At 45.7% G+C, this 26,225-nt stretch carries 27 protein-coding genes and 1 tRNA gene; 11 read left to right on the top strand and 17 right to left on the bottom strand.

Annotation, left to right across the window (positions count from 1 at the left end):
- Window positions 1-116 precede the first annotated feature (116 nt).
- The 3 genes from KNO76_RS07185 to KNO76_RS07195 form a co-directional block, all read right to left on the bottom strand.
- Window positions 117-1,034: an NAD(P)-dependent alcohol dehydrogenase gene (locus tag KNO76_RS07185; protein ID WP_214884182.1), complete on the bottom strand. Its 918-nt coding sequence runs from the start codon at window positions 1,032-1,034 to the stop codon at window positions 117-119.
- Window positions 1,035-1,133: 99 nt separating this feature from the next.
- Window positions 1,134-2,177, bottom strand: coding sequence for an ABC transporter permease (locus KNO76_RS07190; protein ID WP_214816967.1), 1,044 nt, complete (start codon window positions 2,175-2,177; stop codon window positions 1,134-1,136).
- Window positions 2,177-3,037: an ABC transporter permease subunit gene (locus KNO76_RS07195; protein WP_214816969.1), complete on the bottom strand. Its 861-nt coding sequence runs from the start codon at window positions 3,035-3,037 to the stop codon at window positions 2,177-2,179. Before KNO76_RS07195 ends, KNO76_RS07190 begins: the two co-directional genes overlap by 1 nt.
- A 210-nt stretch (window positions 3,038-3,247) precedes the next feature.
- Here KNO76_RS07195 and KNO76_RS07200 point away from each other — a divergent pair, with 210 nt between their 5' ends.
- Window positions 3,248-3,547: a hypothetical protein gene (locus tag KNO76_RS07200; protein ID WP_012726252.1), complete on the top strand. Its 300-nt coding sequence runs from the start codon at window positions 3,248-3,250 to the stop codon at window positions 3,545-3,547.
- Between the two features lie 305 nt (window positions 3,548-3,852).
- On the opposite strand, the gene KNO76_RS07205 is transcribed toward KNO76_RS07200, so the two are convergent.
- The 4 genes from KNO76_RS07205 to KNO76_RS07220 all read right to left on the bottom strand — a co-directional run bounded on the left by KNO76_RS07205 (window position 3,853) and on the right by KNO76_RS07220 (window position 7,209).
- Complete coding sequence (locus KNO76_RS07205; protein ID WP_214884184.1) at window positions 3,853-4,278, bottom strand: hypothetical protein; 426 nt, start codon at window positions 4,276-4,278, stop codon at window positions 3,853-3,855.
- Between the two features lie 89 nt (window positions 4,279-4,367).
- A complete protein-coding gene (locus KNO76_RS07210; RefSeq protein WP_214884186.1) occupies window positions 4,368-5,132 on the bottom strand; it encodes a DUF817 domain-containing protein in 765 nt (254 codons plus the stop codon).
- Window positions 5,133-5,140: 8 nt separating this feature from the next.
- The gene (locus tag KNO76_RS07215; protein WP_074037061.1) at window positions 5,141-6,001 is read right to left on the bottom strand and encodes a metal-dependent hydrolase; all 861 of its coding nucleotides are present in this window, start codon (window positions 5,999-6,001) and stop codon (window positions 5,141-5,143) included.
- A 200-nt stretch (window positions 6,002-6,201) separates the two neighbouring features.
- Entirely contained in the window at window positions 6,202-7,209 is a 1,008-nt protein-coding gene (locus tag KNO76_RS07220) for a helix-turn-helix transcriptional regulator (RefSeq protein ID WP_214781035.1), read from the bottom strand.
- A gap of 116 nt (window positions 7,210-7,325) precedes the next feature.
- Here KNO76_RS07220 and KNO76_RS07225 point away from each other — a divergent pair, with 116 nt between their 5' ends.
- Window positions 7,326-8,171 (top strand): alpha/beta fold hydrolase, encoded by an 846-nt coding sequence (locus KNO76_RS07225; RefSeq protein ID WP_214884188.1) that lies wholly within the window; start codon window positions 7,326-7,328, stop codon window positions 8,169-8,171.
- A gap of 23 nt (window positions 8,172-8,194) precedes the next feature.
- On the opposite strand, the gene KNO76_RS07230 is transcribed toward KNO76_RS07225, so the two are convergent.
- The 7 genes from KNO76_RS07230 to KNO76_RS07260 form a co-directional block, all read right to left on the bottom strand.
- Entirely contained in the window at window positions 8,195-8,608 is a 414-nt protein-coding gene (locus tag KNO76_RS07230; protein ID WP_214884190.1) for a YhfM domain-containing protein, read from the bottom strand.
- A gap of 95 nt (window positions 8,609-8,703) precedes the next feature.
- Entirely contained in the window at window positions 8,704-10,122 is a 1,419-nt protein-coding gene (locus tag KNO76_RS07235; RefSeq protein ID WP_214884192.1) for a glycoside hydrolase family 32 protein, read from the bottom strand.
- Between the two features lie 19 nt (window positions 10,123-10,141).
- Entirely contained in the window at window positions 10,142-11,572 is a 1,431-nt protein-coding gene (locus KNO76_RS07240) for a sucrose-specific PTS transporter subunit IIBC (protein WP_214884195.1), read from the bottom strand.
- A 2-nt stretch (window positions 11,573-11,574) separates the two neighbouring features.
- Window positions 11,575-12,513 (bottom strand): carbohydrate kinase family protein, encoded by a 939-nt coding sequence (locus KNO76_RS07245; protein ID WP_214884198.1) that lies wholly within the window; start codon window positions 12,511-12,513, stop codon window positions 11,575-11,577.
- 109 nt (window positions 12,514-12,622) lie between these two features.
- Window positions 12,623-13,612, bottom strand: a complete 990-nt coding sequence (locus KNO76_RS07250; RefSeq protein ID WP_026826025.1) for a LacI family DNA-binding transcriptional regulator — start codon at window positions 13,610-13,612, stop codon at window positions 12,623-12,625.
- Window positions 13,613-13,659: 47 nt separating this feature from the next.
- A complete protein-coding gene (locus KNO76_RS07255) occupies window positions 13,660-14,136 on the bottom strand; it encodes a GNAT family protein (RefSeq protein ID WP_214884201.1) in 477 nt (158 codons plus the stop codon).
- Window positions 14,137-14,223: 87 nt separating this feature from the next.
- Entirely contained in the window at window positions 14,224-15,087 is an 864-nt protein-coding gene (locus tag KNO76_RS07260; protein WP_214884204.1) for a cation diffusion facilitator family transporter, read from the bottom strand.
- A 181-nt stretch (window positions 15,088-15,268) separates the two neighbouring features.
- On the opposite strand from KNO76_RS07260, the gene KNO76_RS07265 reads away from it, so the two are divergent.
- The 5 genes from KNO76_RS07265 (at window position 15,269) to KNO76_RS07285 (ending at window position 20,147) form a co-directional block, all read left to right on the top strand.
- Entirely contained in the window at window positions 15,269-15,580 is a 312-nt protein-coding gene (locus tag KNO76_RS07265; protein WP_214884207.1) for a hypothetical protein, read from the top strand.
- 40 nt (window positions 15,581-15,620) lie between these two features.
- Window positions 15,621-16,412 carry a class I SAM-dependent methyltransferase gene (locus KNO76_RS07270; protein WP_214698457.1) on the top strand — a complete coding sequence of 264 codons (792 nt, stop codon included), beginning with the start codon at window positions 15,621-15,623 and terminating at the stop codon, window positions 16,410-16,412.
- Window positions 16,413-16,550: 138 nt separating this feature from the next.
- Window positions 16,551-18,944: an immune inhibitor A domain-containing protein gene (locus tag KNO76_RS07275; RefSeq protein WP_214884209.1), complete on the top strand. Its 2,394-nt coding sequence runs from the start codon at window positions 16,551-16,553 to the stop codon at window positions 18,942-18,944.
- A 107-nt stretch (window positions 18,945-19,051) separates the two neighbouring features.
- Window positions 19,052-19,122 (top strand) — tRNA-Thr (locus tag KNO76_RS07280).
- A 329-nt stretch (window positions 19,123-19,451) separates the two neighbouring features.
- On the top strand, window positions 19,452-20,147 hold the full coding sequence (locus tag KNO76_RS07285) for a queuosine precursor transporter (RefSeq protein ID WP_214884212.1): 696 nt from the start codon (window positions 19,452-19,454) through the stop codon (window positions 20,145-20,147).
- A 39-nt stretch (window positions 20,148-20,186) separates the two neighbouring features.
- Here KNO76_RS07285 and KNO76_RS07290 read toward each other — a convergent pair whose 3' ends face one another.
- Window positions 20,187-20,435 (bottom strand): hypothetical protein, encoded by a 249-nt coding sequence (locus KNO76_RS07290; RefSeq protein WP_214884215.1) that lies wholly within the window; start codon window positions 20,433-20,435, stop codon window positions 20,187-20,189.
- Between the two features lie 147 nt (window positions 20,436-20,582).
- Between KNO76_RS07290 and KNO76_RS07295 the strand changes: the two genes are divergently transcribed.
- The 3 genes from KNO76_RS07295 to KNO76_RS14055 all read left to right on the top strand — a co-directional run bounded on the left by KNO76_RS07295 (window position 20,583) and on the right by KNO76_RS14055 (window position 21,870).
- Window positions 20,583-20,939 carry a PilZ domain-containing protein gene (locus KNO76_RS07295; protein ID WP_214884218.1) on the top strand — a complete coding sequence of 119 codons (357 nt, stop codon included), beginning with the start codon at window positions 20,583-20,585 and terminating at the stop codon, window positions 20,937-20,939.
- Between the two features lie 84 nt (window positions 20,940-21,023).
- Window positions 21,024-21,665 (top strand): hypothetical protein, encoded by a 642-nt coding sequence (locus tag KNO76_RS07300; RefSeq protein ID WP_214884221.1) that lies wholly within the window; start codon window positions 21,024-21,026, stop codon window positions 21,663-21,665.
- 64 nt (window positions 21,666-21,729) lie between these two features.
- Window positions 21,730-21,870 carry a hypothetical protein gene (locus tag KNO76_RS14055; protein WP_251127925.1) on the top strand — a complete coding sequence of 47 codons (141 nt, stop codon included), beginning with the start codon at window positions 21,730-21,732 and terminating at the stop codon, window positions 21,868-21,870.
- 196 nt (window positions 21,871-22,066) lie between these two features.
- Here the strand turns inward: KNO76_RS14055 and KNO76_RS14170 are convergent, their stop codons facing one another.
- Together KNO76_RS14170 and KNO76_RS07310 are read right to left on the bottom strand one after the other, a co-directional pair.
- The gene (locus KNO76_RS14170) at window positions 22,067-22,195 is read right to left on the bottom strand and encodes a hypothetical protein (RefSeq protein WP_285800438.1); all 129 of its coding nucleotides are present in this window, start codon (window positions 22,193-22,195) and stop codon (window positions 22,067-22,069) included.
- 59 nt (window positions 22,196-22,254) lie between these two features.
- Window positions 22,255-24,918, bottom strand: a complete 2,664-nt coding sequence (locus tag KNO76_RS07310) for a cation-transporting P-type ATPase (protein WP_214884223.1) — start codon at window positions 24,916-24,918, stop codon at window positions 22,255-22,257.
- Window positions 24,919-25,180: 262 nt separating this feature from the next.
- Here KNO76_RS07310 and KNO76_RS07315 point away from each other — a divergent pair, with 262 nt between their 5' ends.
- The gene (locus tag KNO76_RS07315) at window positions 25,181-26,215 is read left to right on the top strand and encodes a PTS sugar transporter subunit IIC (RefSeq protein WP_026826040.1); all 1,035 of its coding nucleotides are present in this window, start codon (window positions 25,181-25,183) and stop codon (window positions 26,213-26,215) included.
- The last annotated feature ends 10 nt before the right edge of the window (window positions 26,216-26,225 follow it).

Below are 26,225 nucleotides of genomic sequence, written 5' to 3' on the forward strand. Positions count from 1 at the left end.
TCGCCCGCTCTCATGATTTGTCTAGTTGGTGAATCCATACATATGTAAGTGAGGTTGTCGACCAAACCCCACGATAAAGCAAGAATTTGATACTTCTCTTTATACTATCATTTAATTTATTCTGCATTAATGCTCACCATCACATTTCCAACCTTTTTCCCTTGGTCCACATATCGGTGCGCTTCGACAATCTTATCGAGTGGATATACCGTATCAATGACGGGTTGCAATGCTCCTGACTCAAACAATTCGTTCAAAAATATCAAATCCTCTTTACGTTCACTGGCTGGTCCTTGCCCCGCGACAGAACTGAAGGCCCCGTTATCGCTCACATGGGCTTTCGCTAATCGTTTATCGATTTTCCCTGAGGCATCAAAGACCATATCATACGTATTTAATTCAAGATCGTACCCCTCTTTCGTGTAATCGACGACCACATCAGCCCCAAGTCGCTTCACAAGTTCAACGTTTCGCTCGTGGCAAACTGCTGTGACATGCACGCCGTAATGCTTCGCAATCTGTAAGGCAGTCGAACCGACAGCACCCACTCCACCATAAATGAGAACGTTCGTCGCTCGCTCGATACGTGCCTTCCGTAAAAAATGTAATGCAGTCGTCCCACCAAATGGTAGCGCCGCTGCCTCGATAAAGCTGGCATGCGCGGGCATCTGAAACACACATTTCGATTCGTTCACACATGCAAACTCCGCATAACCACCAAAACGCATCCCAGTGAGGGCATAGACGTTGTCTCCGACCTGAAAGTTTTTCACACTGTTTCCTGTTTCTACGACGGTACCTGCCAACACGACACCGAGAATCGGTTGACGTGGAGCCTTAAACCCAACAACTAATCGCATCGGTAGTTTTCCTAATGCTGGAACGTCTAGTGCGCGGAGGCGTCGGTCTCCCGAGTGGACGGCCGATGCATGGACTTGAATCAGGATATCATTACTTTTCGGCTTCGGTTGATGCACTTCTTGAATGACGAGTACTTCCGGTGGCCCATACGTGGTACAAATCGCAGCTTTCATATCGATTCACTCCATTCATGAATTGTCACCTCAATCTGTTATACACGTTCCCTCAAACAAGACCGTTCAGTCCATTCGATATAGAAAAACCGGATCATATCATACGATATCATCCGGTTCCTTCCTTAATGACACAGTCGAATCAACAAGGGTGAACGGATTCGAAAGGGAAGCAGCTGCCGCTTCCGATTGTGCTAGACTTGCCTCGGTCACCACCGGTTCCTGACGTCTGAGCTTAAATGCTCGCTCGAGACGGCTCGTCAACAAATTGAAAATAAAGATAAGCGCAGCAAGTGACATGGCCGGGACGAGAAATAGATGATTCGTCATCCATGTCATCGCAGTGAACTGTCTGAAATAATACCCGAACATCGAAGACCACTCATAGACGGTCGGCATGATCCCTTCATGTAACAAGACCGTTCCTCCGAAGAAAATCCCAAACAGTGAGAGATGAATGAGCAACATGAGCGTCTGAACAAACTGTTGCATGAAGACGATCACGAGGGTTGGGACGAGATGCGGGAAAAGGTGCAATCTCACACGATGCCAGACACTGCCACCAAGCGTCTGAGCCACGATCATGAACTCTTGTTGAAGCAATTGTCGAATCTCTGTGATGAGGTATAACGTGACGGCCGGTAATCCGAGAACGACTAAGACGATTAGTTCAATCTTTACTCGATCCCATAATGGAGGCACCTGTGTCGAATCATAAAAGGTCAGTGTTCCTACTAACATCATCAATGCGATCAATGATATCGGCAGAATCAAAAAACCGTCCAATAGCGTTTTAAAGAATTGATTTAAGCGAGCCCCCCTGAAAGCAAGGGGAATGCCAATCAATAGTCCGATGACCATCCGTCCGAATGCGACGAGCGCACAGATGCCAACGGTCCACTTAAATCCTTCCACGAGCATTTGGAATAAATCATATCCAGCATTGTCCGTCCCGAGCCATTGATATTTTGAGGGTTCTAATGGTGGTATTCCAATGAGTCTCCCTTCATCAGAGTAGAGCATGAGGGTTTGATCTACGTTCCCATCACGAAACACGGTATTTCCAAAACTCATCAACAATAGACCCGCTACGATGACAAAGCAGAAGAGAAAAATTGGGTCACGCATTAATACTCGACGCATCAAATCCCTCCTTTCCATGCATTCGGAATAATCCATTCAATCAGTAAATCCAGTAGAAAAATCGGGATATAGATGACGAATAAGATGACCAGTAAGATCTCCATCTGCGGGTTGTAGACGGCGAATCGGAATAACCCTTGAACGTTAAATAGATATTCGACAATCAAAAGTGTCGATAAGATGGTAATGATGTTCGAACGGAAAAAGAGGTAAAACCGATAGATGATATTCGGCAACAAGTGTTTCCAAAACAACCCTCTCGGTCGAATCCCTTTCGCTTGCGCGAGCTCGAGATACGGAATGGCTTCTTGTTCATGAATATGAATCGTCAACCATTTGATAAAGAAGAATAATGTCGTCATCGTCAAAGTGACGATTGGGAGAAACCGAATGTACTCTGCGAATCCTCCGGCCACTTCAATGCGATCGAATCCCGTAGATTTATGGATTGTAATCGCAAGAAATTGAGAAAAAATTAACCAGAATAAATCTGGTACCATCTCGAGCGTCTGACTCGTTTGGTGCAAGACTGTACGAACTCGTCTCCCGCTGCGGTAATAGAAGTACGCATATATTAATCCTAGCGAGGTCGATACTGCGAGTGCTGTGGTAAAAATGATGACCGACTCTTTGACGAGGGGTCCAAGTGCCGGCAAGAGCGGCAAGTAACGTTGCGCGGTGATGTTGTAATATGTAATGTCCTCTAATTTTTGTAATTGATCCATCTGTTGTTGAATCCCATTCCAATAATTCGTCAGACTAAAATCCGTCTGAACGACGAGCGATGGTAGCGCACTGATTGCAATCAAGATGAAAAATGCGACAATCAGATGAACTGATTTTCGAGCAATATACGTCATAGTTCGATCTCCTTTTGAATGCCAATCTCTCAATCAAAAGTGTGAAAGGATGTTCGTTTGATTGTTCATTTTCTAAAGGGAATAATATCCAAAGACACTTTCCACTGATTCTAGCATATTTATTATGCAAATAGAAACAATTTTCTGAAATTTATTTGGGTTAATTTGTATGATACAATGTATAGATAGAAATATTTAGGGGGTTATAGGATGTGGATTATTTTTGGATTGGCGGCGATTGGGGCGACGCTCATCAATTTGACCGTATTTATGATGGAGAAGGACTATAAGCTGCCGATGGCGATTGCCCTATCATTAGTTGCTCTCACGTTATGCGCCGAGTATAGCTTGCTCAACATGTGGGTCGAAGCAAAAGACTGGGCTGCCATAATGGATGTCGTACCCGGTATGTCTCGTGCGTTATGGTTTTTGACGATTGCGGCAATCTTTATGAATATCCTTCCGATCTTTTTAGAGAGAAAACGAAACAAGATGAAGGAATCGAAATGATAAATAGTACGTTTGCCAAGTTCCACTCATTTGGTGCATGACAATGAATCATAAACTTATTGCGATTCTCTCCAACCCTTTTGGTATATTCATTTTTGCCTTGATTTCACTGTCTTTTATATGGCAGACAGTATCCCGTTATTTGTCGTCTCAGTATCTTTTCTTCGGAACCAATTTGGTCGGTGGACTTGCATTTATCGTCATGATGTTACTTTTATGGCGTACATATAAGAAAAGGACAGAAAAACGTGTTCGAAGCTATGCATTTAGCTTTGAACACGTTTTTGTTCGACCATGTCACGCGATCAATCATCTGAATGAGTTGAGTACAATAACTCACCGTCAAGTGAGCGCAACTCATAATCGATTCCTGATTGCATCTGCTTTGTCATTATTGCGCGACACGTAAACACATATCCTGGACCATATGCAACGTCCGGAATTTCCTTGAAGCCGTATGACCGCTCTCCGAACCATAGCGTCACGTTCGATGAACCCTTCGATGATCGGTCATCGACGACATAACATTCTCCCGTCTCGACGATGTGATTCGTCGTCATGCGGTCGTACGTTTCCATGCCTGCCATTCCAAGTATAGCAACTGATGCGAAAACAGCGAGAAAGACTTTTCCTAATTTCACACGATTGCGTGTCTTCCACCACTCTCTCCAGTAGATGACAAGAGATCCTAAACACAATAATCCAATGAACCAAGTGAATACAATTTCCAACAACCCCATCACCTCGATATTCACTACGTATTTTTTCTACTAAAAGATTCGATTCTTATTCACAATTAAAAAACTCGACATACGTCGAGTTAAGTCGTTTCATATTCTAGTTTTCGCTTTTGCCAAGCGACAAGGAGGATACTGATAATGACGAGTAGGAACCAGGACGACAGTTTTCCTAAATCAACGATGGCCCAACCGTTCAATTGGTCCGGATACGCCCAGCCGTTGTAGAACGTGACAATATTTTCAGCAAGCCAGATAAAGCAGGCAATCAAGAAGAATGACAGGACGACCGGCATCTCAAATCGTCGATCGTCGAGTTTATACGAGACAACCGAGCGACCGAACGCCAAAAAGATGAATGCGATCAACAGCCACCGTAGGTCTAACCAAACATGGTGCCAAAAAAAGTTGAAGTAAATGGCGATGCCAAGTCCGAAGGCGATGATTGGGTGCGGCATCTTCGTAAATCGTAAATCGAGACGACGCCATGCCTGGACGACGTAACTACCAACGCTCGCATACATAAATCCGGCATAGAGCGGGACGCCCCACACTTTTGTGAACGCCTCATCCGGATAACTCCATGACCCCATCTGCACCTTGAATAATTCAAGTCCAAGACCGATGACATGGAACCAGCTGATGACCTTCACTTCTTCCATCGTCTCGAGCCCCGTCTTCACAAGGACGACTTGAACGAACAAACACCAGATGAGTAAAACGTCATATCGTGGGAGTGGTAACTCTACAAACTTTGTGACGGCAAGCGCTCCGAAGATGGCGACCGGAAAGATACAACTAAGTGCCTGTTCGTAAGCGAAGATAAAGAGATAACGTATACGTCCCATCCGTTGTCCTACCTTTCGATGTATTCATATAAAAATGAGGATTCGCCATCATAAAACCGCGGGTCAAAGACGCCGAGCCGTTCTTCGTTTGCTACGATGACGACGAACGGCGACCATTTGGTCAATGTGCGCGCCTCATGATTCGCTTCAAACAATGGTTCAAGACTCGCCTTTTCGGCACTCGTCAATTCGTATTGCAAGGTCGCTTCTTGATATATCGAATCTTGAAAGAGCGATACGTCCTCGTCAGTCTTCGTAATGACCGTGAACTGAGTCGGGATAAATGAAGCCGAGAGCGCCACTTCGTCATATTCCTTTGAATAAGACTGATATAAATAGGCGCCCTGCGCACTTTGAAGCGCGACATAAAGAACGAGGGCAGCCCACGCATACCGATACGTCTTATAACGGACTTCTTGTTTACGTGCGACGAGCCAGGCGACCAAGAAGATTCCCCAATAGACAAAATCGACAATCGGGATCACACCGAATGTGATCCTCACGTCCGAGATCGGTTCGAAATACCCTGTCCCCCATGCATTGAACAAATCGGATGTATTGTGTACGAAGACAGACAATAATGCCCACCAAAAATAGCGGATGTCCGTCACTCGAAAGAGAAGGCGAACCAGTATGTAGATGAGCAGTGCAAAGAGCGGAACGAGGAAGATCGAGTGAGTGATGCCGCGATGCCACATCTGATACATGCCTTCCGTGTCCCATAGCCGTGAAATTACATCACTGTCAGGGATTTGGCTCCCGACGAGTGTCGTGACGAATAAGGCTCGTTTTTCATGTTGTTGTAAATCACGCTTATCGGCTGCACCATATAACGTCAAACCGAATAACGTATGTGTAATCGTATCCACGTTCTACCTCCATAGCGAAAGAGACATCTCCCAATCCTGGACGATGTCTCTTCCTATTAGTTCTCTTTATCCATTTTCATGGCGCGTCTTGCGACGATCGTTACGAAAATGACAGCGACAATCGGAATGATCAATGGCATCCAATTCAACATCCGCCTGTCCCCCTTCATCTAGTGTCGCAAGCAGTATAGCACATCTGCTTACTCGATGGAGGAATGAATGCTTGTATGTTCATAAGTAATTGCCATCTTCTCAATCGTTGCTTTCATATGATCACGAAGCGTGAGTGGTTCAACCACTTCTACTTGTGAACCCAAAGATAGCAACCAGTAAATAAATCCGTCAGAAACGGCCGCATCGAAACGGATGAGGAATCGTTCTCCATGTTCAGAAACAGAAACGTCTTCCCCTAACTTGTCAAAGATGACCGGGAGAACGCGTTCGTCGACGGACAAAACGATTTGTTCATCAGATCCGTTATACATATTGAATGATTTTTGATAGTAATCATCAGGTAAATGATGCTTCGGACGAATGGTGCCATCTTCCACAATCTCCGAATTGACGATGCGGTCAACCCGGTAGTTCCGCACCTCTCCGATTGATTCGTCGATCCCGATCAAGTAGTACTGCTCGTGATTCCAATGCAAATCGATTGGATTAACGACGTATCGCTCTCCGTCACGGCGGAGCGGGAACGTTCGTTTCGTCACATCAAATCCGACGACGTCTGTATATTGGAACGAGATAGCTTTTCGTTCATGAATGGCCCGTTGGATACGATCGATATGATAAGGAATGTGTCCGTGTTTTTTCTTCGGCGTCTTGATGATCGATTGTAGCGTCTTCGCTTCAGGGATACTCGTCAGCATTTGAAGTTTCTCTACAATTTCCTCGGTCACGTCTTCCGAGATAAATTTCGCTGCGACAATCGCATCGACCATCATCCGGAGTTCATGAATCTCAAATAAGCGGGCCGAATGCCAATACTTTTTAGCGAGACCATTCTTCTCCAATTCATCCTGCACTTCAAACCCCGAATTATTCAGTGCCTGGATATCGTCTTTCACCGATTTTTTTGCTAACTTAGAAGTATCTCCTATCGTTGACAAGTACTCGAGCAAATCTTCAAGTGTCTTTGGATTCGCTTCGTCCGTGTAACGTTCGAAGAAACGTCGAACTTCAAGTAACCGCTCTCGGTTATTCACGGTTCTATCCCCTTTCGTTTCTCTATCTAAATTATGTATAAACAGACATTATCATTTTATTTCCACGAAATAAAGGTATTTTCCATTACAAAACGTTTAAGGAGGCGCCATCTAAGTTGAAATATTATGCACACGTCGACGGCTCAAAAATCGAATATATAGACCGCGGTCACGGTCCCGTCATCGTACTGATCCATGGGACCCAATCCTCGAGTCTAGAACCATACCATGTGGACCAACTCGTTTTATCCGGTTTCCGGGTCATTGTCCCATCTAGACCCGGATATGGAGAAACACCATACTCTTTTTCAGCATCTCCTCAATTGTTTGCATCCCGACTCTCTCACTTGATGCAAATGCTAGATATTGATCGATATCATGTATATGGCATCTCTGCCGGAGGACCGACCGCCATCGAGCTCGCTTCACAGAATCAGCGTGTACTCAGCTTGACACTCGCTGCCGCCGTAACGAGTGTCGTCGATTTCCCGTATCGGGACACGATCAGTCGAAATATCGTCCAGCCGGCATTCATCGCCCTTCAATACATCATGAAACAGTTCATCGCTCGTGCCATTCAAAAACATCCATTCGAAGCGACGGCCCGTATGATTCAATCGACGAGTGTGTTGGCACTCGAGACGATTCGAGAAGAGGTATCACCCTATGACATCTTCCTCCTAAAACGTGTCGCGAATCAGATGGCGTTTGGACTTGGCGCACAGTTCGATTTAAAACAACGTGTGTCAAGTGAGGTCTTACTCGGTGTCACCTGCCCGACATACATCGTCCATTCAAAAAATGACAAGGCCGTCCCCGTTCGTCATGCGCATTACGCGAAGCGATTGATCCCGCATGCTCAGTTAACAATCCTGAACAGCCCAGGACACCTCATTTGGGTCGGACGACAAGCGAGAAAATCAGAGCGACAAATCGAACGGTTTATCCGATTCAACTCGTAAGCATCTCAAAAAGAGGTGCTTTTTTACGTATCTAACTCGAGGGCATCAATCAATTGATTCGTCGTATGTTCCGGTAGTCGCCAGACAACGTCCGTTCGCTCAAGATGCGTGATGACACTCGGACGGTTCGGTTTACCGAGCCACAGCTGATATCGTTCATGCTCGCCACCTTTAAATTGCAGCAAGAGATCAAAATCGGGAGCCACTTCAATCTCAATACCTTCGATTTCTTCTGAACTTCGTAGCATTTCCGCGAACACTTTCACTTGATCCAACGAGTGGAACTCTAACGCTACTTCTGGATTGAATGTTCCACGCTCCGTTGACTCCGCCACCATCACGCCTTCCATTTCTTCTCGTTCCAGTTCTTCTGTATCGATTTTATAAGACAATGTCGCCTTACGAATTTCACCTGCCCACCGAATCCATTTATCCATCATTTCACTCCTCTCGTCTAATGTACGTATTATCAATCAAAACGGTTTCAACATTTGCAAAATAAAAAAGCCGAGCAATCGCTCAGCTTTTACACTCATTCATATTTCCAACCAACCAAAGTTGCATCCTCTCCGACATAGCGAATCCGTTTCTCGTCATCATTTGGGAAAACACGAAGCGTGGCCACAGCGTCACCGTCGTTGACGAAACATTCGACACTCGACGAGTCGACGAACAGATGTAAAGACGTGACATCGAGCACTATTGTTCGGGTCGTCCCGAACTCGGTTGCGAACGGTTCACCCGCATTCGTCCGATCGATGGTCAATTCCTGTGTTTCTTTCTCGTACCGAATCACGAGCGACTCATCTTCTGTCTTCAACAGTTCGAGCTCGAAGTCTTCTCCGGACGTCGACAATTCCAATTCATAACGTTCGGGCGAAATCACTTCGATATGCGCGCCTGTTTCATTTACGAAATGATTAGTTCGGAGTTGCTTCATTTCAGAGACTGGACGTTGCTTCAATACGCCATCTTCAAGCGATAGTTCTCGAGGAAGTGTCAACGCATGTGCCCAGCCGTACCGATCTGTCGGATATTCAATCTCCGGTAAGCCCATCCAACCGACTAAGATGCGACGGCCATCATGCTCCGTCGTTTGCGGGGCGTAAAAGTCAAACCCGAAGTCCAATTCTTCGAATGCCCCGTGGTTGAATGTACTCGTATTCAAGTCGAGGTCACCGGTCAAATATCCGGACTGATAGATGTTGTGGTAGCGATGACTCTCGGGCTTGATCCCTTGCGGAGAAAAGATGAGCACGTGTTTCCCGTCAAGTTCGAACACATCAGGACATTCCCACATGTAACCAAACTCTTCGAGTTCGGTCTTTACTTCACCTAAAAACGTCCATTCATTCAAGTCGGTCGAACGATATAAGACGACACATCCTGTCTCATCCGTTCGCTGTGCCCCGACAATCGCATAATATGATTCATCTTTTTCCCATACTTTCGGATCGCGGAAATGTTCCGTGTAACCGGCCGGAATATCCGGGATGGCCACGTTTCGCCGCTCGATCATCCCGTCACGCAATACACCAATAATTTGCGAGGCGTGACGCGTCCAATCGTCCGTACGATGATTCCCGGTATACATGACGTGAAGGGTGTCGTTTACGACGAACCCACTTCCAGAATAGGCACCGTGGGAATCCTCCTTCGTTTCAGGGACTAACGCCACCCCGCGGTCGGTCCAATGGACGAGATTTTTCGAACTGACATGATACCAATGTTTGAGACCGTGAACTGGCCCTAGCGGAAACCATTGATAAAATAAATGGTATTCTCCATCGTAATACGTGAAGCCGTTCGGGTCGTTGAGGAGGCCCGTAGGCGGCTGGATGTGGTATCCAAACCGCCATGGGGATGCGGTCGTCTTTGCACGGAGCACCTCCATCTCGAGGGCACTCACGTCACGGAGTGAACGATAACGTTCGGCCTTCGTCCAATTCATAGTGTCACTTCCTTTTTCGTTACGCGGCTTGTTTGACCGCTTCTTTTTTTGCTTGTCGTTTCGCAAGGATGAATGTCAACCCGAACGTCACAGCGAATGCAATCGCCATACCAATGATATACGAGATGATTGACCCCGGTGCGATTGAGATGATCCCTGGTAATCCAGCAGCACCAAGCGCTACTGCCAATACGTCGTTTCCAACGATGAACGCGGACGCGATGGCTGAACCGAAGATGGCTGCAACGAACGGATAACGAAGTTTTAAATTGACCCCGAACATGGCAGGCTCTGTGATTCCAAGTAATGCAGAGATTCCTGATGCAGAAGCTACACCTTTCATCTTCTTATCGCGAGTCAAGAAGAAGACCGCAAGAGTAGCCGCTCCTTGCGCGACGTTCGACATTGCAGCGATCGGGAAGATGAACGATCCGCCTGTTTCGGCGATATCAGCGAGAAGCTGTGTCTCAATCGCAATAAAGCTATGGTGCATCCCTGTGATCACGATTGGGGCGTAGAGAAGACCCATGATCAAGCCACCGACGAATCCGAGTGAATCATACGTCCACACCAATCCATCAATGATTAGGTTCCCTGCTTCACGTGTGATTGGACCCACGAAAGCGAACGTGATGAACGCTGTGAAGAGAAGGGAAAGTAATGGCGTAAGCAAGATGTCAAGTGACGCCGGCATGAACTTCCGGATGTTGATTTCAAGCTTCGATAAAATATACGTCGAGACGAGGACTGGTAAGACTTGTCCTTGGTATCCTAACTTTTCAATCTCAAGACCGAAGATGTTCCAAACCGGAATGTCTTCAACCGTTGCCTGTGCATATGCGTTAATCAAGTCCGGGTGAACCATGATCATTCCTAGTGCCGCACCAAGATATGGATTACCACCAAACCGCTTGGCTGCGGAGAACCCTATGAGTACTGGTAAGAAGACGAAGGCAGCGTTTGCGAACGTATTGATCATCGCTGCAAGATCCGCCATGCCTGGATACTGATCAATCAACGATTGTCCGTCAAAGAACAAATCCGGTGCCGTCAATAAGTTGTTGATCCCCATCAAGAGACCGCCGGCGACGATGGCCGGGATGATTGGAACAAAGATATCGGATAACATTTTGACGAACTGTTGGAGCGGGTTCATCTTTTTCGCTCCGGCTGACTTCACGTCTGTCGTTGACATGTCTCCAAGACCAGTCATCTGTGAGAACTCGGCATATACCTTGTTGACCGTACCTTGTCCGATGATGATTTGGTATTGTCCTCCCGTAGAGAACGTCCCTTTGACAACATCGAGTTGTTCGAGAGCTTTCTCATCGACCTTCGACTCATCGTTCAATACGAGTCGAAGGCGAGTCGCACAGTGGGCGGCTGCCGCAACGTTTTCTTTCCCACCAATCGCCTCTAAGATTGATGCTGCTTCTTTTTTGTAATCCATTTTCATTTCCCTCCTAACGCTTCATTTACAAGTTTTCGTGATGGAATGGCTGGTATAGCGCCGTATGCCGTACAAGTCAATGCTCCTGTTACGTTTGCATATTCAATGTCAGCCAGTAATCGCGCCGAATCAAATCCGAGTGTCGCCAAACGATACAAATAGGCACCGACGAACGCATCTCCCGCTCCCGTCGAATCGACACTGTCGATTGAGATTGAAGGAACGATTTCATGATGCGCGCTTGTCGCAATCAACGTCCCACGAGAGCCTAGTGTGATGGCAATCTGTTTTGCACCTAATTCAAGCAGTGCACGAACAGCGTCTTCTAGTTGTTCTTCTCCGGTTAACAAGTGTGCTTCTTCTTCGCTCAATTTAATGAAGTCCGATTCCGCGATGAAGTGTCTCGCATCTTGTTTAAATTGCTCGAGGTCCGTGATCAATGCATCTCGATAGTTCGGGTCGAACGAGATAAACAAGCCATCCCGCTTTGCAAATTGCAATAACTTGAAGTACGCGTCTTTCAATTTTCCATCAAGTAATGCTGTCGCCGAGCCGAAATGAATGATGTCTCCTGACTCGATTACCGATAAGTCGATCGACTCGAAAGCGAACTCTCCGTCACTTCCGCGACGGAATGTGAAGTCCCGCTCTCCGTCCTCTTGAATCGATACGAATGCAAATGTCGTATTTCCAGATTCCACAAGGTTTTCTGTTCGGACGCCGTTCTCGATCAACGTCTGTTTCAAAAAGAGACCAAACGGGTCATCTCCAACCTGTCCGAGGAAACTCGATTTTCCCCCGTGCTTACTGACGACTGCCGCGACATTCGCAGGTGCGCCTCCTGCTTTCTTGACGAACGTCGTCCCTTTAACGAGATCGCTTGACGCATCTTCACATACCCAGTCAATCAACAATTCGCCGATACAATGTACGGTGTTCATATCGTCCACCTCCATAAATCATAATAAGTTCTAAATATGATTGGTACCGGTTCCAAAATGATTTAAAAAAATGTTACGGAACCGGTTCCGCAACACGAATATAAATCATTTATTTTATATTGTCAACGCTTTCGCGCACTTTTAATTCGAAATTTGTGAACGTTTTCATCGGAACTTGTTCACCATGTAAAAGTTGCAACATCATATCGGCTGCTTTAGCACCAGTTCGGCGATATGGAAGATGGACGGTCGTGATGGATGGATGTAAGACTTCCGTAAAATCGTAGCCTCCGAATCCACTGACAGAAACATCATTCGGGACAGAGATGCCACGATTCGCCAATCCTTTCAATACGCCAAGTGCGATGTTGTCTGTCGCACAGACGATGAGAGAGACTGAACCGATATCATTCGCTAATTGTTCCCCGATTGGAATGGCGTCCTCAATCTTAAACGTCGTTTGAATGACTTTGACGTGTGCCCCCGACTCATGAAACGCCTTTAAAAATCCGTCGCGGCGGTCTTGGCCGACCGCGATATCCGATTCATATACTCCGACATAGACTACGTCTCGATGACCCCACTCCGTGAATTGTGTACCAAGTGCAAAAGCCGCTTCATGGTCCGGATATACGAGGCTGTGCACCTTGTCATGCTGCTGACCAATCAGTAAGACAGGGATTTGAATCGCTTCAATTGCCTCAAGGTGACGCTCTGTGACCGTTGTCCCAAGCCAAATGATCCCTGCGACCTTTTGTTTGGTCAAGTTGTATAATTGTTCGATTTCACGCTCTGTCTGCTGTGCCGTATTGACGACGAGCATCTGATACCCTCGATCAGTAAGCCGTTCGTCAATTCCCATCATCGTCCGCGAGGATGCATATGAATCGAGCCGTGGAACGATGACCCCAATCATCTTCGTCTGTTTCGACTTGAGACTTTGCGCGAACTGATTCGGTTCATAATTCGTCTCTCGAATGACCCGGTCGAGTTTTTCTCTCGTCGCCTTGCCGACAGAACCTCCGTTCAAATAGCGCGAGACTGTACTTTTTGCGACTCCTGCGAGCTCGGCGATATCTTTAATGGTGACTTGTTTCATCCTTACCCCTCCATATGAAAAAAGCTGACGTGCGAGACGCCGTCAGCTTAATGGTTTACTACATATCGTTTCTTAAAATTTAAATAATACAGGCCGTTCCGCTTTTCGAATCCATTTCGCAAAAGGACTTGTTGCATCTCTTGTTGGTGAGGACTCGTTGGTGGAATGCCAGCGCGGACGGTCTGTCCGTCTAATAACTCCGAACCTAGTAAGGCAAGACGTAGCCCTTCAGTCGCATACCCTTTATTTTTATACGGATCAAACACCATCAGGTCGAGTTGATATACTCTAGCAAGCTTGAGCAACAATACTTTACCGACAAGTTCGTCGTCGACCATCAAATCATAATAAAAGTCTTCTCCATAGCTGTGCTCTTTTGCGTGATAGAGTTGTTCTGTCCCCATCTCTTCAAAGATGCCTTTCAACTCTTCGGCAGAAACACCATATGAGTTTTCTCCGTATTTTTGAAAGTGTTCATATTCGATCTCATCAATTTGGCGAATAGGTTGACGCACGATGTTCATCCCGTGCCCTCCTTAACTAGTAGTTCAATATCTGTCTGCGCTTATTATAAACGAATCTACTCATGAAGCGCAAAAGATAACCGAACGTCATATCGGTTCAATATGAATATGAACCGAGTCGACAGCATGTTGTTCATCCAGTTTCCGTTCGATTTCGTCACACAATTCATGAGCCGAATCCACCGTCAAATCCCCATCAACTGCAATCGTCACGTCGAGCATCACGTGATTCCCTAAATGTCGTCCTTTGATTTCACGTACTTCTTTCACCCGTTCGAACTGTTCGATTGTCTCCTCATATGATTCCACAAGATGTGGCGGGAACCCATCTGAGAGTTGATGTGTGGCATCTAAGAAGATTTGTATCGCTGTGCGGATAATCATACCGGCAATGACAACTGCCAAAACCGTGTCCATCCAAGGGAGCTGAAAATATGCGAATAGAACACCGAGTGTTGCCCCAATCGAAATCATCGCATCTGCCAAGTTATCTTTCGCCGCTGCCTTTAGCGCCAGTGATTTTGTTTTCTTCGAAAGATTCAAATTGAAGCGATATACAGCGAACATGACGAGCGCACTGACGAACGCGACGACGGCTGCTAACGGGTTCGGTTCTGCATATTCTCCTCCGATTAAGTTAGACAGGCTATTGAAGAATACAAAGATACCGACTGCAACCATGATCAATGAAGCAACCAACGCCGAGATTGTCTCCATTTTCGCGTGTCCGTATTTATGTTCAGCGTCTCGAGGAAAAGCCGCAACCCGAATTCCGATATATACGGCGACCGACGCGATAATATCTGTCGTATTGTTGAATCCATCGGCTAGCACAGCCTCAGATTCATATAGATAACCAAAAAATACTTTTACTATAGATAAGATTAAATAGGTTGTGATCGATACAATCGCTCCTTTGAGCGCTTTTGGTGGATGATTTGTCGTTTCCATCCCCCCACCTCCCTTTTAGCTCAGTTAGTATAGCAGGTGAACTTCATGTGGGGATAGAGAAACAATGTTTCTTAAAGCCAAAATAAATGGAATAAATTCCCGGTAGTTTCGTTTAACAAATTTTATGGTAAAGTAAACAAGAAGAGACCTTAGGGTTAAACCTTAAAAAGAGGTGAAACAAATGTTTACAGAACGAGATGGGATTAAATTAAGATTGGAACAAATTGACAGATTACTCGTCGATTTGAATCGCGAGGCGAAGCAATTGATGGCACGCCTTCGCGAGTTAGATGCCTCTGGAGAAAATCCGCATGAAGTATCCTTGAAACCTGAAGAACGAGATACGTTGAAATCGTCAATTGATGAGACGCTTGAAGCACTGCAAAGCCGTTCAAAGCGTCCGGCGAACGTAAACGATGAGAAGAAGAAAGAACTTGCTTCTCATAAAGCACTTATCGATGAACTATCAGACTTACTCAGTAAGAAAAAATGAGACGCAGCGGCGTCTCATTTTTTATGGAGGAGCTAGTAACATGTATATCGTAACCACCTGTTTACGCCCGACAGACGAAGTTTTGTCTCGGGCGCATAGATATGCTGCAGAGTACAAGTTGAAGTTTGTCGATCGACGCAAACATTCGATTGATGAGCTGAAGAAACGCCATCACCAAGATGTACTTGTGTTTGATAAACGACGCGTCGAATACACACCACTACACAGTACAGAACCATTCTTTTTTCATCCTTCTAGCTCGGTCTTTCGAGTGAAACAACTTAGTCGTGGTGGAACAGATCCACTCATTGATGCATTACAAGCTACACTGGGTGATCGAATGTTAGATTGTACGCTCGGTCTGGGATCGGACAGCATCGTCATGAGCCATGCAGTCGGCACAACAGGAAAAATGGTCGGAATCGAAAGTCAATTTATCACGGCGCAACTCGTTCGAGAAGGCATGGCCGTTTGGGTAGAAAAAGATGAGCATGTGACTGAGGCGATGCGCCGCATTGAGGTCGTTCACGCCAATTCACTCGACTATTTGAAAACGTGTGCGGAAAATTCGTTTGATTGTATTTACTTTGATCCGATGTTTGAAAAAACGATTTCAGAATCGGTTCATTTGAACCCACTTCGCTCGATCGCCGACACTTCTCCTCTCACTCAAGAGTTGATTGCCGAAGCAAAACGAGTAGCCAAGAAACGAATTGTCTTGAAGGCGCATTTTGAGAGCGATACCTTTGAACGCTATGGTTTCACTCATATAAAACGTAAAACGTCGAAGTTCCATTACGGATATATCGACTTGGAGTCTAAGTCTATTTAGTTCATATTGACTAAATAGGTCATTAGACTCCTTTTTTGTTTATTATTTTCTGAATATTGACATTAATCAGACACAAAGGGTACATTTACATCAAAATCACACATTTTCCCATTATCTATTTACAGGAGGTTCACACAAATGAAAAAACGTTCTATTCGTCGAACGACACTCGCGGCTCTCATGACTTCTGCCATGACAGTCAGTATCGTTCCGGCTGCTGGTGCTGCCCCTTTAGCGGTTGCGCCACCCGGTCCGGCAACGAGCGAACTCGCTCCGTTCGACCACAACATTATCGACGAAGACCGTCTCGCGAAAGCGCTCGAGAAACGGGGCGTCATCAAAAAGGGGTTATCTGCATCTGAACGTATGAAAGCGGTCGACGCATATATCTCGAAAAAGCAAGGTGCAGCAAAAGATTCACATAAGCATGATGAAAAACTGAATGAAAAGGCTTCAAAAGCAAAAGAAAAGGTACATACTCAATTCGAAAAAGAAACAGAACGAATTCTCGACAAAGCGAAAAAAGGACAAGCGAACTATCGAAAAGGAAAACCAAATGGTCAAGTAAAAGTATCCCCTGCACAACAGTCTGCATACAACGGAGCTGTTCGTGAAGACAAAGTCCTCGTCCTTCTCGTCGAGTATAGCGACTTCAAACATAACAACATCATCCAAGAACCGGGCTACATGTATAGTGATAATTTCAGTAAAGAACATTACGAGAACTATATGTTTGGTGACAAGTCATTCGAACTCTTCAATGGAGAGAAAGTCCGGACGTTCAAACAATATTATGAAGAACAATCAGGTGGAAGCTACACAGTTGATGGTGAAGTTTCTGAATGGTTGACCGTTCCAGGAACTGCGAAAGACTATGGGGCGGACAAAGGTGATGGTGGACACGATAACGTCGGGCCTGGTCCACGTCAACTCGTCAAAGATGCGTTGAATGCAGCGGTCGCATCTGGTATCGACCTCGCAGAGCACGACCAATATGACCTTTACGACTTAGATGGAGACGGCGATTTCAACGAGCCGGACGGTCTCGTCGATCACTTGATGATTATCCACGCAGGTACTGGTCAAGAAGCTGGTGGTGGTGCGCTTAGTGACGATGCGGTTTGGTCACACCGCTGGGTTCTCGACGGTGTATACCCAGTAGCCGACACAGAAGCTACAGTTCCTTACTGGGGCGGAAAAATGGCTGCGTACGATTATACGATTCAACCTGAAGATGGCGCAGTCGGAGTCTTCGCACACGAATTTGGACATGATCTCGGTCTTCCAGATGAGTACGATACGCAGTACACAGGTCAAGGTGAGCCGGTACAGTCATGGTCTATCATGAGTGGCGGTAGCTGGGCCGGTAAAGTCGCAGGTACGGAACCGACAAGCTTCTCACCACAAAACAAAGAGTACTTCCAAAAAATCATGGGTGGAAACTGGGCGAACATCACAGAAGTCGACCTTGAAGACATCAACTCACAAGGGTTCGTCTCACAACTCGACCAGTCTGTGACGAAATCAAACAACCCAGGCATCGTCAAAGTCAACCTTCCTGATAAGAAGATAAAAGGAATCGAACCAGCTTATGGCGATCGCTATTACTACTCGACAAAGGGTGACGACATCCACACAGAGATGGCGACACCAAGTGTGAAACTCGGTGCTGACGGAGTCCTCACATTCGATTCATTCTATGAAGTCGAATCTGACTATGATTACTTGTACATTAAAGCCCTCAGCGGTGATCAAGAATTCGTTCTCGATGTATTCGGTGACGACGTCAACGGTGCAAACGAAGCAGGTTACCCTGCCGAGACGACGAACGGTACATGGGTCAACAAATCATACGATCTCTCACAATTTGCTGGACAAGATGTTCAAATCGTCTTTGAATACGTGACAGACGGCGGCGTCGCGATGAAAGGCTTCGCAGTCGACAACTTGTCAATCAAATCAGAATCAACAACGCTCTTCGCAGATGATGCGGAAGGCGCTGAAGCCGTCACTCTCGATGGATTCGTTTCTTCAGACGGATACGATTCAAAACCACACTACTACTACCTCGAGTGGCGTAACCATGCCGGGTCGGATATGGGTCTTCTCAACGGCCGTGGCGTGAAATACAACGCAGGTCTAGTCGTATGGTACGGTGATGACTCGTATACAGACAACTGGGTCGGTGTCCACCCTGGTGAAGGCTTCCTCGGTGTCGTCGATTCACATCCACAAGCGCTTATCGGTAACTTGAATGGACAACAGACAGTGACAAATAGCACACGTTACCAAATCGCTGACGCTGCATTCAGTCTCGATAAGACGCTCGCTTGGTATATCGATTCACCAAGTCGTGGTATCTATGACTACAAAGCACAAGCTGGCGTGAAGAAGTTCAATGATGCGAATTCGTACATCAACTCACTCATTCCAGATGCAGGACGTAAACTCCCGCAATACGGCCTCGTCATTGACGTAGTCGGTGAAGCGAAAGACAACTCTGCAGGTGCTGTTTGGATCCGAACAAAATAAGCATGATTCATCCGACCTCTAGTCTTCGGTTACCGAAGACTAGAGGTCTTATTATTCTGAAAAAGCTTGAAAAAGGCGATTAACCTGTGTAACATAGTGGGTGTAAAGCCTCTGTAGGTTAGTGGCAGACCTCAGCAATGGTAATGCTGCAGCACGAGTTCGATTCTCGTCGGAGGCATCAATAATACCGCTTAACAATGCGGTTTAGGGCACTTCCTGTTTATGACAGGAGGTGCTTTCTTTTTGGTGTGGCACAGAAATGGCACAGTTTTTGTTTTTTTTCGTGTCGCGAAACTCGATTTGTCGAATCGCTTATCAATTTGTCGAACGATTGCACTTCACAGGAGTTTCCACTAGCACTTTTTTGATATAGAAGAAGGTTTTTCAATTTTACAGTGTTTACCTAAGTGGACCCTCTCCCTCTCCCTTCACCTTGACATCATTTCCGTTCCTCTATAAACTTGAAAAGTTGAAATTATTGAATAGTTAAAGGAAGGAGCATGATTCATGCTAAACGAATGGTTATGGATTCCTTCCGCCATCCTTACACTCGGTCTTCTCGTCGTTAGCTACAAATTATTTGGTCGGGTCGGACTATACGCTTGGATTGCGATGGCTTCTGTCGTCGCAAATATTCAAGTCACGCAACAGATTGTAATTGGCGGATACATTTTTACGCTCGGTAACATCGTCTACGGTTCGCTTTACTTAGCGACTGACATTTTGAATGAAAAATACGGGCGAGCAGCTGCCCGAAAAGGGGTATGGCTCGGATTTTTCATTTTGATCGTCTCAACGGTACTCATGCAGTACGCCCTTTTGTATGAAGCGTTTGAAGAGGCGCTCTTCATGCACGAGAGTTTTGAGGCACTCTTCTCGATGCTACCATTGATCACACTCGGTAGCCTTGCCGCCTATTTAGTCTCTCAGTTGTTCGATGTCTTCGTCTATTCGAAAATTCGCGCAAAAACGGGCGAGAAAAAGCTATGGCTCCGGACAACCGGTTCGACCGTATTATCTCAATTGATTGATACGTTCACGTTCTGTATTATCGCTTTTTGGGGGATGGAATGGGACATTTGGTGGAATATCTTTATCACGACGTACGTAGCGAAGTTTGTAATTGCATGGATGGCTACACCATTCATGTATTATGCAAAACGGACAAATCCACAAGACGAAATAAAACAAGATGCTGCATAAGAAATGCCGTAACTTCTCGTTTGAAGTTACGGCATTTCTTCATGGTCGTTCGATTTGGATACGCACAGCATAAGGCCGAGCGGCTTCAATCGACGTCTCATCTCGACAAACTGTGATGGCCTTAAACGCATCAATGGCGATCGCCTCAATCGTTTGATCGTTCATTTCGACTTCAAGAATGGTATAGACAGGCAAACGCTCAAGTTTAACCCATTCCCCGTTATGTTTTTTTTCGTAAATGACTGGTGATTGAATCGCGTATCGCCGGAGTAAATCATGGACATTCATCTGATCTCCTCCCTGTTCAAAACGTACACTTATTATAGAAAGCGTTTTCACTTTTGTAAAGCAAGTACATAATAATTTTATAAGCATTTCCTCTTCATTTTTAATTATCCAGTACCGATATAACGAGTAGAGAAATGGGGTGAATTGATGCGTTATCGCAGACAGGAAACTTTCCGCTATATACTACCAAATCCGCGTATAATTCCTTACAAACTGATTTGGGGAGACAAAGAATTATATGATGGCGAGGGGCTACTTCTCAATGTAAGTTCTCACGGATTAAAATTACGCTCGGATTATCTCTTTCCACTTTCTAATGACTTACAAGTACATTTTGTCCTCGATCTCGTTCCAACTCTCCAGCCGATCGAACTGATTGGATACGTTAAACATCGCAAACAATTGGGAACTCTTTATGACTATGGAATCATGCTTGATATAAAAATGGAAGAAACCCAACAACTCGTCACGATGATTAAAACGTATGCACGTGAAAATAAATGAGAACATGCATGATGCATCTTCTCATTTTTTCGTGTTTACAAAAGAGGGTATACTACAACTATCAATCATTGGCGAGGTGTTCGTATGACTAGAAAATTTTTATTGATTCCATGGGGGGCGGCCATCGCGTTGGCCATCTTAGGTCAGAACGTCCCGTTTGACGGGCGCTTTCTAATCGACTTTTTGACTTATAATACCGATGCGTATGAAGGCTATTCTCTCTCACTCTTTAGTATCTTAGGTGTGTTTCCGTTAGCGATGTTCCCGCTTCTTTGGTCAGAAGTGAATCAGCTGAAGCCGAATCCGCTCATCGCTGCCATCAGTAGTTTTTTCGTAGGTGGCTTCTTACTCGCCCCCTATTTGGCTTTTGCGAGACAATCTCCTTATCCGACCCCGGTCAAACCGTTTCCGACGCGTATCCTTGGTGTCGTGTTGCTATTAGTGACAATCGGACTGTTCATCGCTGCCGCGAATACGGGAAATGTCTCAGAATATTGGTCGTATGTAGAGAATAATCAGTTTGTGCGAACGATGACCGTTGACTTTTTCTTATTGACGTTCATTCAAATCACATTAATGAATCGGGATGCGAAACGCTATAAGATGAGCCTTTGGCCACTTCCGTACATCCCGCTGTTCGGCTTAATCTTCTGGCTCATCATTCGACATCAGAAACCGTTTAACGAAGCTCCTCCGAAGCGCGAACGTGTTGAAATGCAACATTGATGTCCCGTTCTGTCTCATAAACGGCTATACTAAAAATTAGATTTGTTATAAAGGAGACCATCACATGCGCTATTTTCAGGTCACATCTTATGTGACTGTTAAAAATGAAGTACTCGAATTGAATGAATATGCTAAAGTGCCAAATCAAAAAGTAGATCAATTTTTAAAAGAAACACTAAGCTTGATCTGTATGATGATCAGGTGACATTGCGTGAATGCGTTGTCGCAAAAGGAAAATGGGAATGTCCCGTCGGTGATTTTATCATCACAGAACATACGGATGAGAAAAAGTTCAATCGTCTACAAAACAGCCGTTCCTCAAAAATGACAAAGTAACCTCCACACCAAAAACCTCCTCGCCGATTCAGACGAGGAGGTTTTATTATACACAGGTAACTTGTTTATTCGTCCGACTCTTCTTCGGGATTTGGATCAGGGTGTTGTGTCGGAGCCGGCTTCTTAGCCGGGTTCGATTCATCATCTTGAATTGGATCTGGATGTACCCCTGGTTGTGATTCATCTCGTTTCATCGTATCCCTCCTTCGTCGTTACTCCATTTGTTATCCGTTTTCTACATACATGAAACGTATTAGTGAATGTTTTGATTTCCAATCACTCGTCTTGAGATAGCTTTTTCGATTTCAACGATGACAAACACCACTGTTCCAAATGCCACTGGGTAAATCCAATCTTCCCACGTAAGTGGTGCAGTCCCGAACAACGTATGCATGAACGGCACGTACGTGATGAACAATTGAAGAGCGATGAGTAAACCTGATACGAGGAAAGCGATCTTATTGTCGAAGAACCGACGATTGAACGCAGGGACCAACTCGGTGCGACAGTTATATAAATGGAACAACTGTGCCATGACGATTGCATTTAAGGTAATTGTCTGTAATTTCTCGGTTGAATAATCGAAATCACCGAGCATGTGATTAATCCACAAACTACCTCCTCCAATCAATATCGACACGAATGTGACCCGGAAAATGTAATAGCGACTGAGAAGTGGCATGTTCGCCGGTCGTGGAGGACGCTTCATCGTACTCTCTTCAAGAGGTTCAAAGGCAATTGCCAGTGATAAGGTGATTGCGACGACCATGTTCACCCATAAAATTTGAACAGGACTGAGTGGTGCTGCTGCCCCAAGCAAGATACTCATCGCAACGAGTAACGCCTGTCCACCGTTTGTAGGGAGTAAGAAGAGGATTGTTTTCTTCAAGTTATCATATACTCGGCGACCTTCACGGACGGCGTTATAGATTGTTTTGAAGTTATCATCGACTAGAACCATCTGAGAGGCTTCTTTTGCGACTTCCGTCCCTTTGATTCCCATCGCCACCCCGATATCTGCACGTTTTAAGGCTGGAGCGTCATTGACGCCGTCTCCGGTCATCGAGGTGATCAACCCGTTCTCTTGTAACCCTTTGACGAGTCGAAGTTTATCGTTCGGGCTCGTTCTCGCGAACACGTCATTATGAACGGACGCCTCTTTGATTTCTTCATCGGACATATCCGTCAATTCGCGGCCTTCGAGCGCCCCTTCAACTTCCATACCGAGCTCTTTTGCGATTGCGACAGCCGTGTCCTTATGGTCACCCGTAATCATTTTAATTCGGATGCCAGCATCACGACACGCAGCAACAGCATCGATCGCCTCTTGTCGTGGCGGATCGACGATACCGAATAACCCGAGGAAAGTCAGACTATTTTCAACATCTTCATGGTCAATCGATTGTTTCGAACTGTCAACTCTCTTGAAACCGGCACCGAGGACACGTTGACCTCGGTCAGCAATTTCTTTACGTTTATCGTCCCAATACTCTTCAGTGAAATCTTCAGAAGATGCCATCTCAAAAAGACGGTCAGGTGCACCTTTGACGAAAATCATGCGCTCTCCTTTATAATCGACGAGCGTAGCCATGTACTTGTATTCAGAATCAAACGGGATTTTGGAGATGACTTTAAGTCGTTCGATCGGACGTTCCGCTTTTTCTGCGACAGTCAGTAAACAAGCTTCGGTCGGATCCCCATTGATGACCCAACCCCCATCCTCTTCGTTCAACTGTGCATCGTTACACGTCTTCCCGACAGTCAAGAGATCAATCATCGATTCATCGTCATCCAAATCAAACGGTTGACCGTTCAATTCTAGGTCTCCGTTCGGTGCATATCCACTTCCTGAGACTTCAATGTCATGTTTCGCCGTCACGATTTGTTTGACGGTCATCTCATTCTTCGTTAACGTACCGGTCTTATCCGTACAGATGACGGATACTGCGCCTAACGTCTCGACAGATGGTAAGCTTCGAACAATCGCTTTCTGTTCAGCCATATTCCGAACTCCGAGCGCTAAGATAATGGAGATGACAGCTGGTAATCCTTCTGGGATCGCTGCGACTGCCAGACCAATCGTCGTCAGCATCAGTTCGACAGGTTCATAATCTCTCATGAAATAACCAAATGCATAAATCACCACAGAGATGATTAAGATGGCAATCGATACGGTTTGACCAAATTTCGTCGTCTGACGAATGAGTGGTGTCTTGACGGTTTGTACTTCTGAGATGGATGCATTGATTTGCCCAAGCTCAGTTCCTTCGCCGATTGCTGTAACAATCGCTTTAGCGCTACCTGTCGCCACACTCGTTCCTGAGTAAACCATGTTCTTACGGTCAGCGAGTACGGCTTCTTCATTGACGACATCCGGTTTTTTCTCGACCGTTGTCGCTTCACCGGTCAGTGCGGACTCCTCTACTTTGAACTTTTCTGCCCGAACAACCCGTGCATCGGCTGGCACTTTATCACCAGCTGCGAGGACGAGTACATCCCCGACGACGAGGTCACTTGAGTCGATTTCGGATTGTTTCCCGTCACGAATGACGGTCGCTTTCGTTTCCAGCAACTTTTTGATTCCTTCTAGTGCTTCTTCCGCTTTGTTCTCTTGTAAGTATCCAACGACACCGATGACCGTGACGACTAAGACGATAACAATCGTATCGATATATTCACCAAGAAAACCGGTGACAACTGCCGCACCGATCAAGACGTACACAAGAATGTCATTAAATTGTCTTAAGAACTTTATGAATTCAGGCGTTTTCTCTTTCTCCGGTAACACGTTTTTACCGAACTCTTCCTGACGACTTGTGACACTTTCTTTCGAGAGCCCCGTTTCGTTATCAGTCTCCACTCTTGCTTTTACTTCATCTACTTCGAGAGCATGCCACTGTCTGTCTGCATTCCGCATGATTCTTCCTCCTCGACCAATACTTTATGAACAGTCTTTCCTCTACCTGTTCCCAATCTGATGCGGCTCGACACGTCAAAACTTGTACAATTGATGTCATTTTCAAAGTAAGCGCTACCATGATTCTTTGTTTCTTCATGTAAACGATATCATGCTTCAATTTTAATTTTTCTCGTCAAAATGGCTTTACAGAAGCGTTTCTATCATTGAATATAGAAGAAATTATGAATGAATACAGATAGATAGAAAGAAGGAAAAGTTTATGGTCATTATTCAAGGAGTTGCACTCTTACTGCTCATCCTGGCCTTGTTCACACTTTTCAGCTACAAGGCACCATTCGGAATGAAAGCGATGGGCGCCTTGGCAGGTGCGGCAATCGCAAGTTTCCTCGTCGAAGCATTCAACGCCTACGCCATCGGAGGATTACTGCCACTTCCTCTATATGAAGAGGTCGGGCAGGCAGCCGGTTCGTTATCAGGTCCTGCTGCGGCGGCACTCGTTGCCATCGCACTCGGGATCAACCCCGTATATAGTATGATGATTGGATTATCCGTGTCTGGATTCGGTATCCTTCCTGGATTTTTCGCAGGATATATCCTTGCCTTAGTTGGTACACGCATCAATCGCTATCTTCCGACCGGGGTCGATATGATCTTCTACGTCATTGTGATGGCTCCACTCGCACGACTCGTCGCAATCGGCGTAGACCCACTTGTGTCAAACACTCTCGCTCAAATTGGTGCAGTCATTGAACTCGCGGCGACGCAAAACCCGGTCGTCATGGGGCTCGTGCTAGGAGGAATTGTCACTGTCGTGTCGACGTCCCCTCTCAGTTCGATGGCTTTAACAGCGATGCTCGGCTTGACAGGTGTGCCGATGGCAATTGCCGCACTTGCATTGACCGCATCGATCTCGATGAATTACTTGTTGTTCCGTCAATTGAAGATTGGAACGAAGAAAGATCAACTATCAGTTGCAATTGAGCCGTTGACTCAAGCTGATTTAATTTCCGCAAACCCAATTCCTATTTATAGTGTGAACTTTGTGGGTGGGGCTGTCGCAGGACTGATCGTGGCAATGACGGGTATGATCAATGATGCTCCTGGTTCAGCTGCGGGTATCCCGGGACTTCTCGTTATGTATGGATTTAATGACTGGCAAACGGTCACAATCACAGCTGTCGTTTTATTCATCTTAGGAATCGGTTTTGGTTTGATTGGAAGCCGCCTATTTAAAAACTTCCCAATCGTCCGTCATACTGAAAAAGTCGAATCGACAGAAGAAGATGCTGCATAACCAAAACAAT

Source organism: Exiguobacterium sp. s101 (genome assembly GCF_018617835.1).
GTDB classification, from domain to species: Bacteria; Bacillota; Bacilli; order Exiguobacteriales; family Exiguobacteriaceae; genus Exiguobacterium; species Exiguobacterium marinum.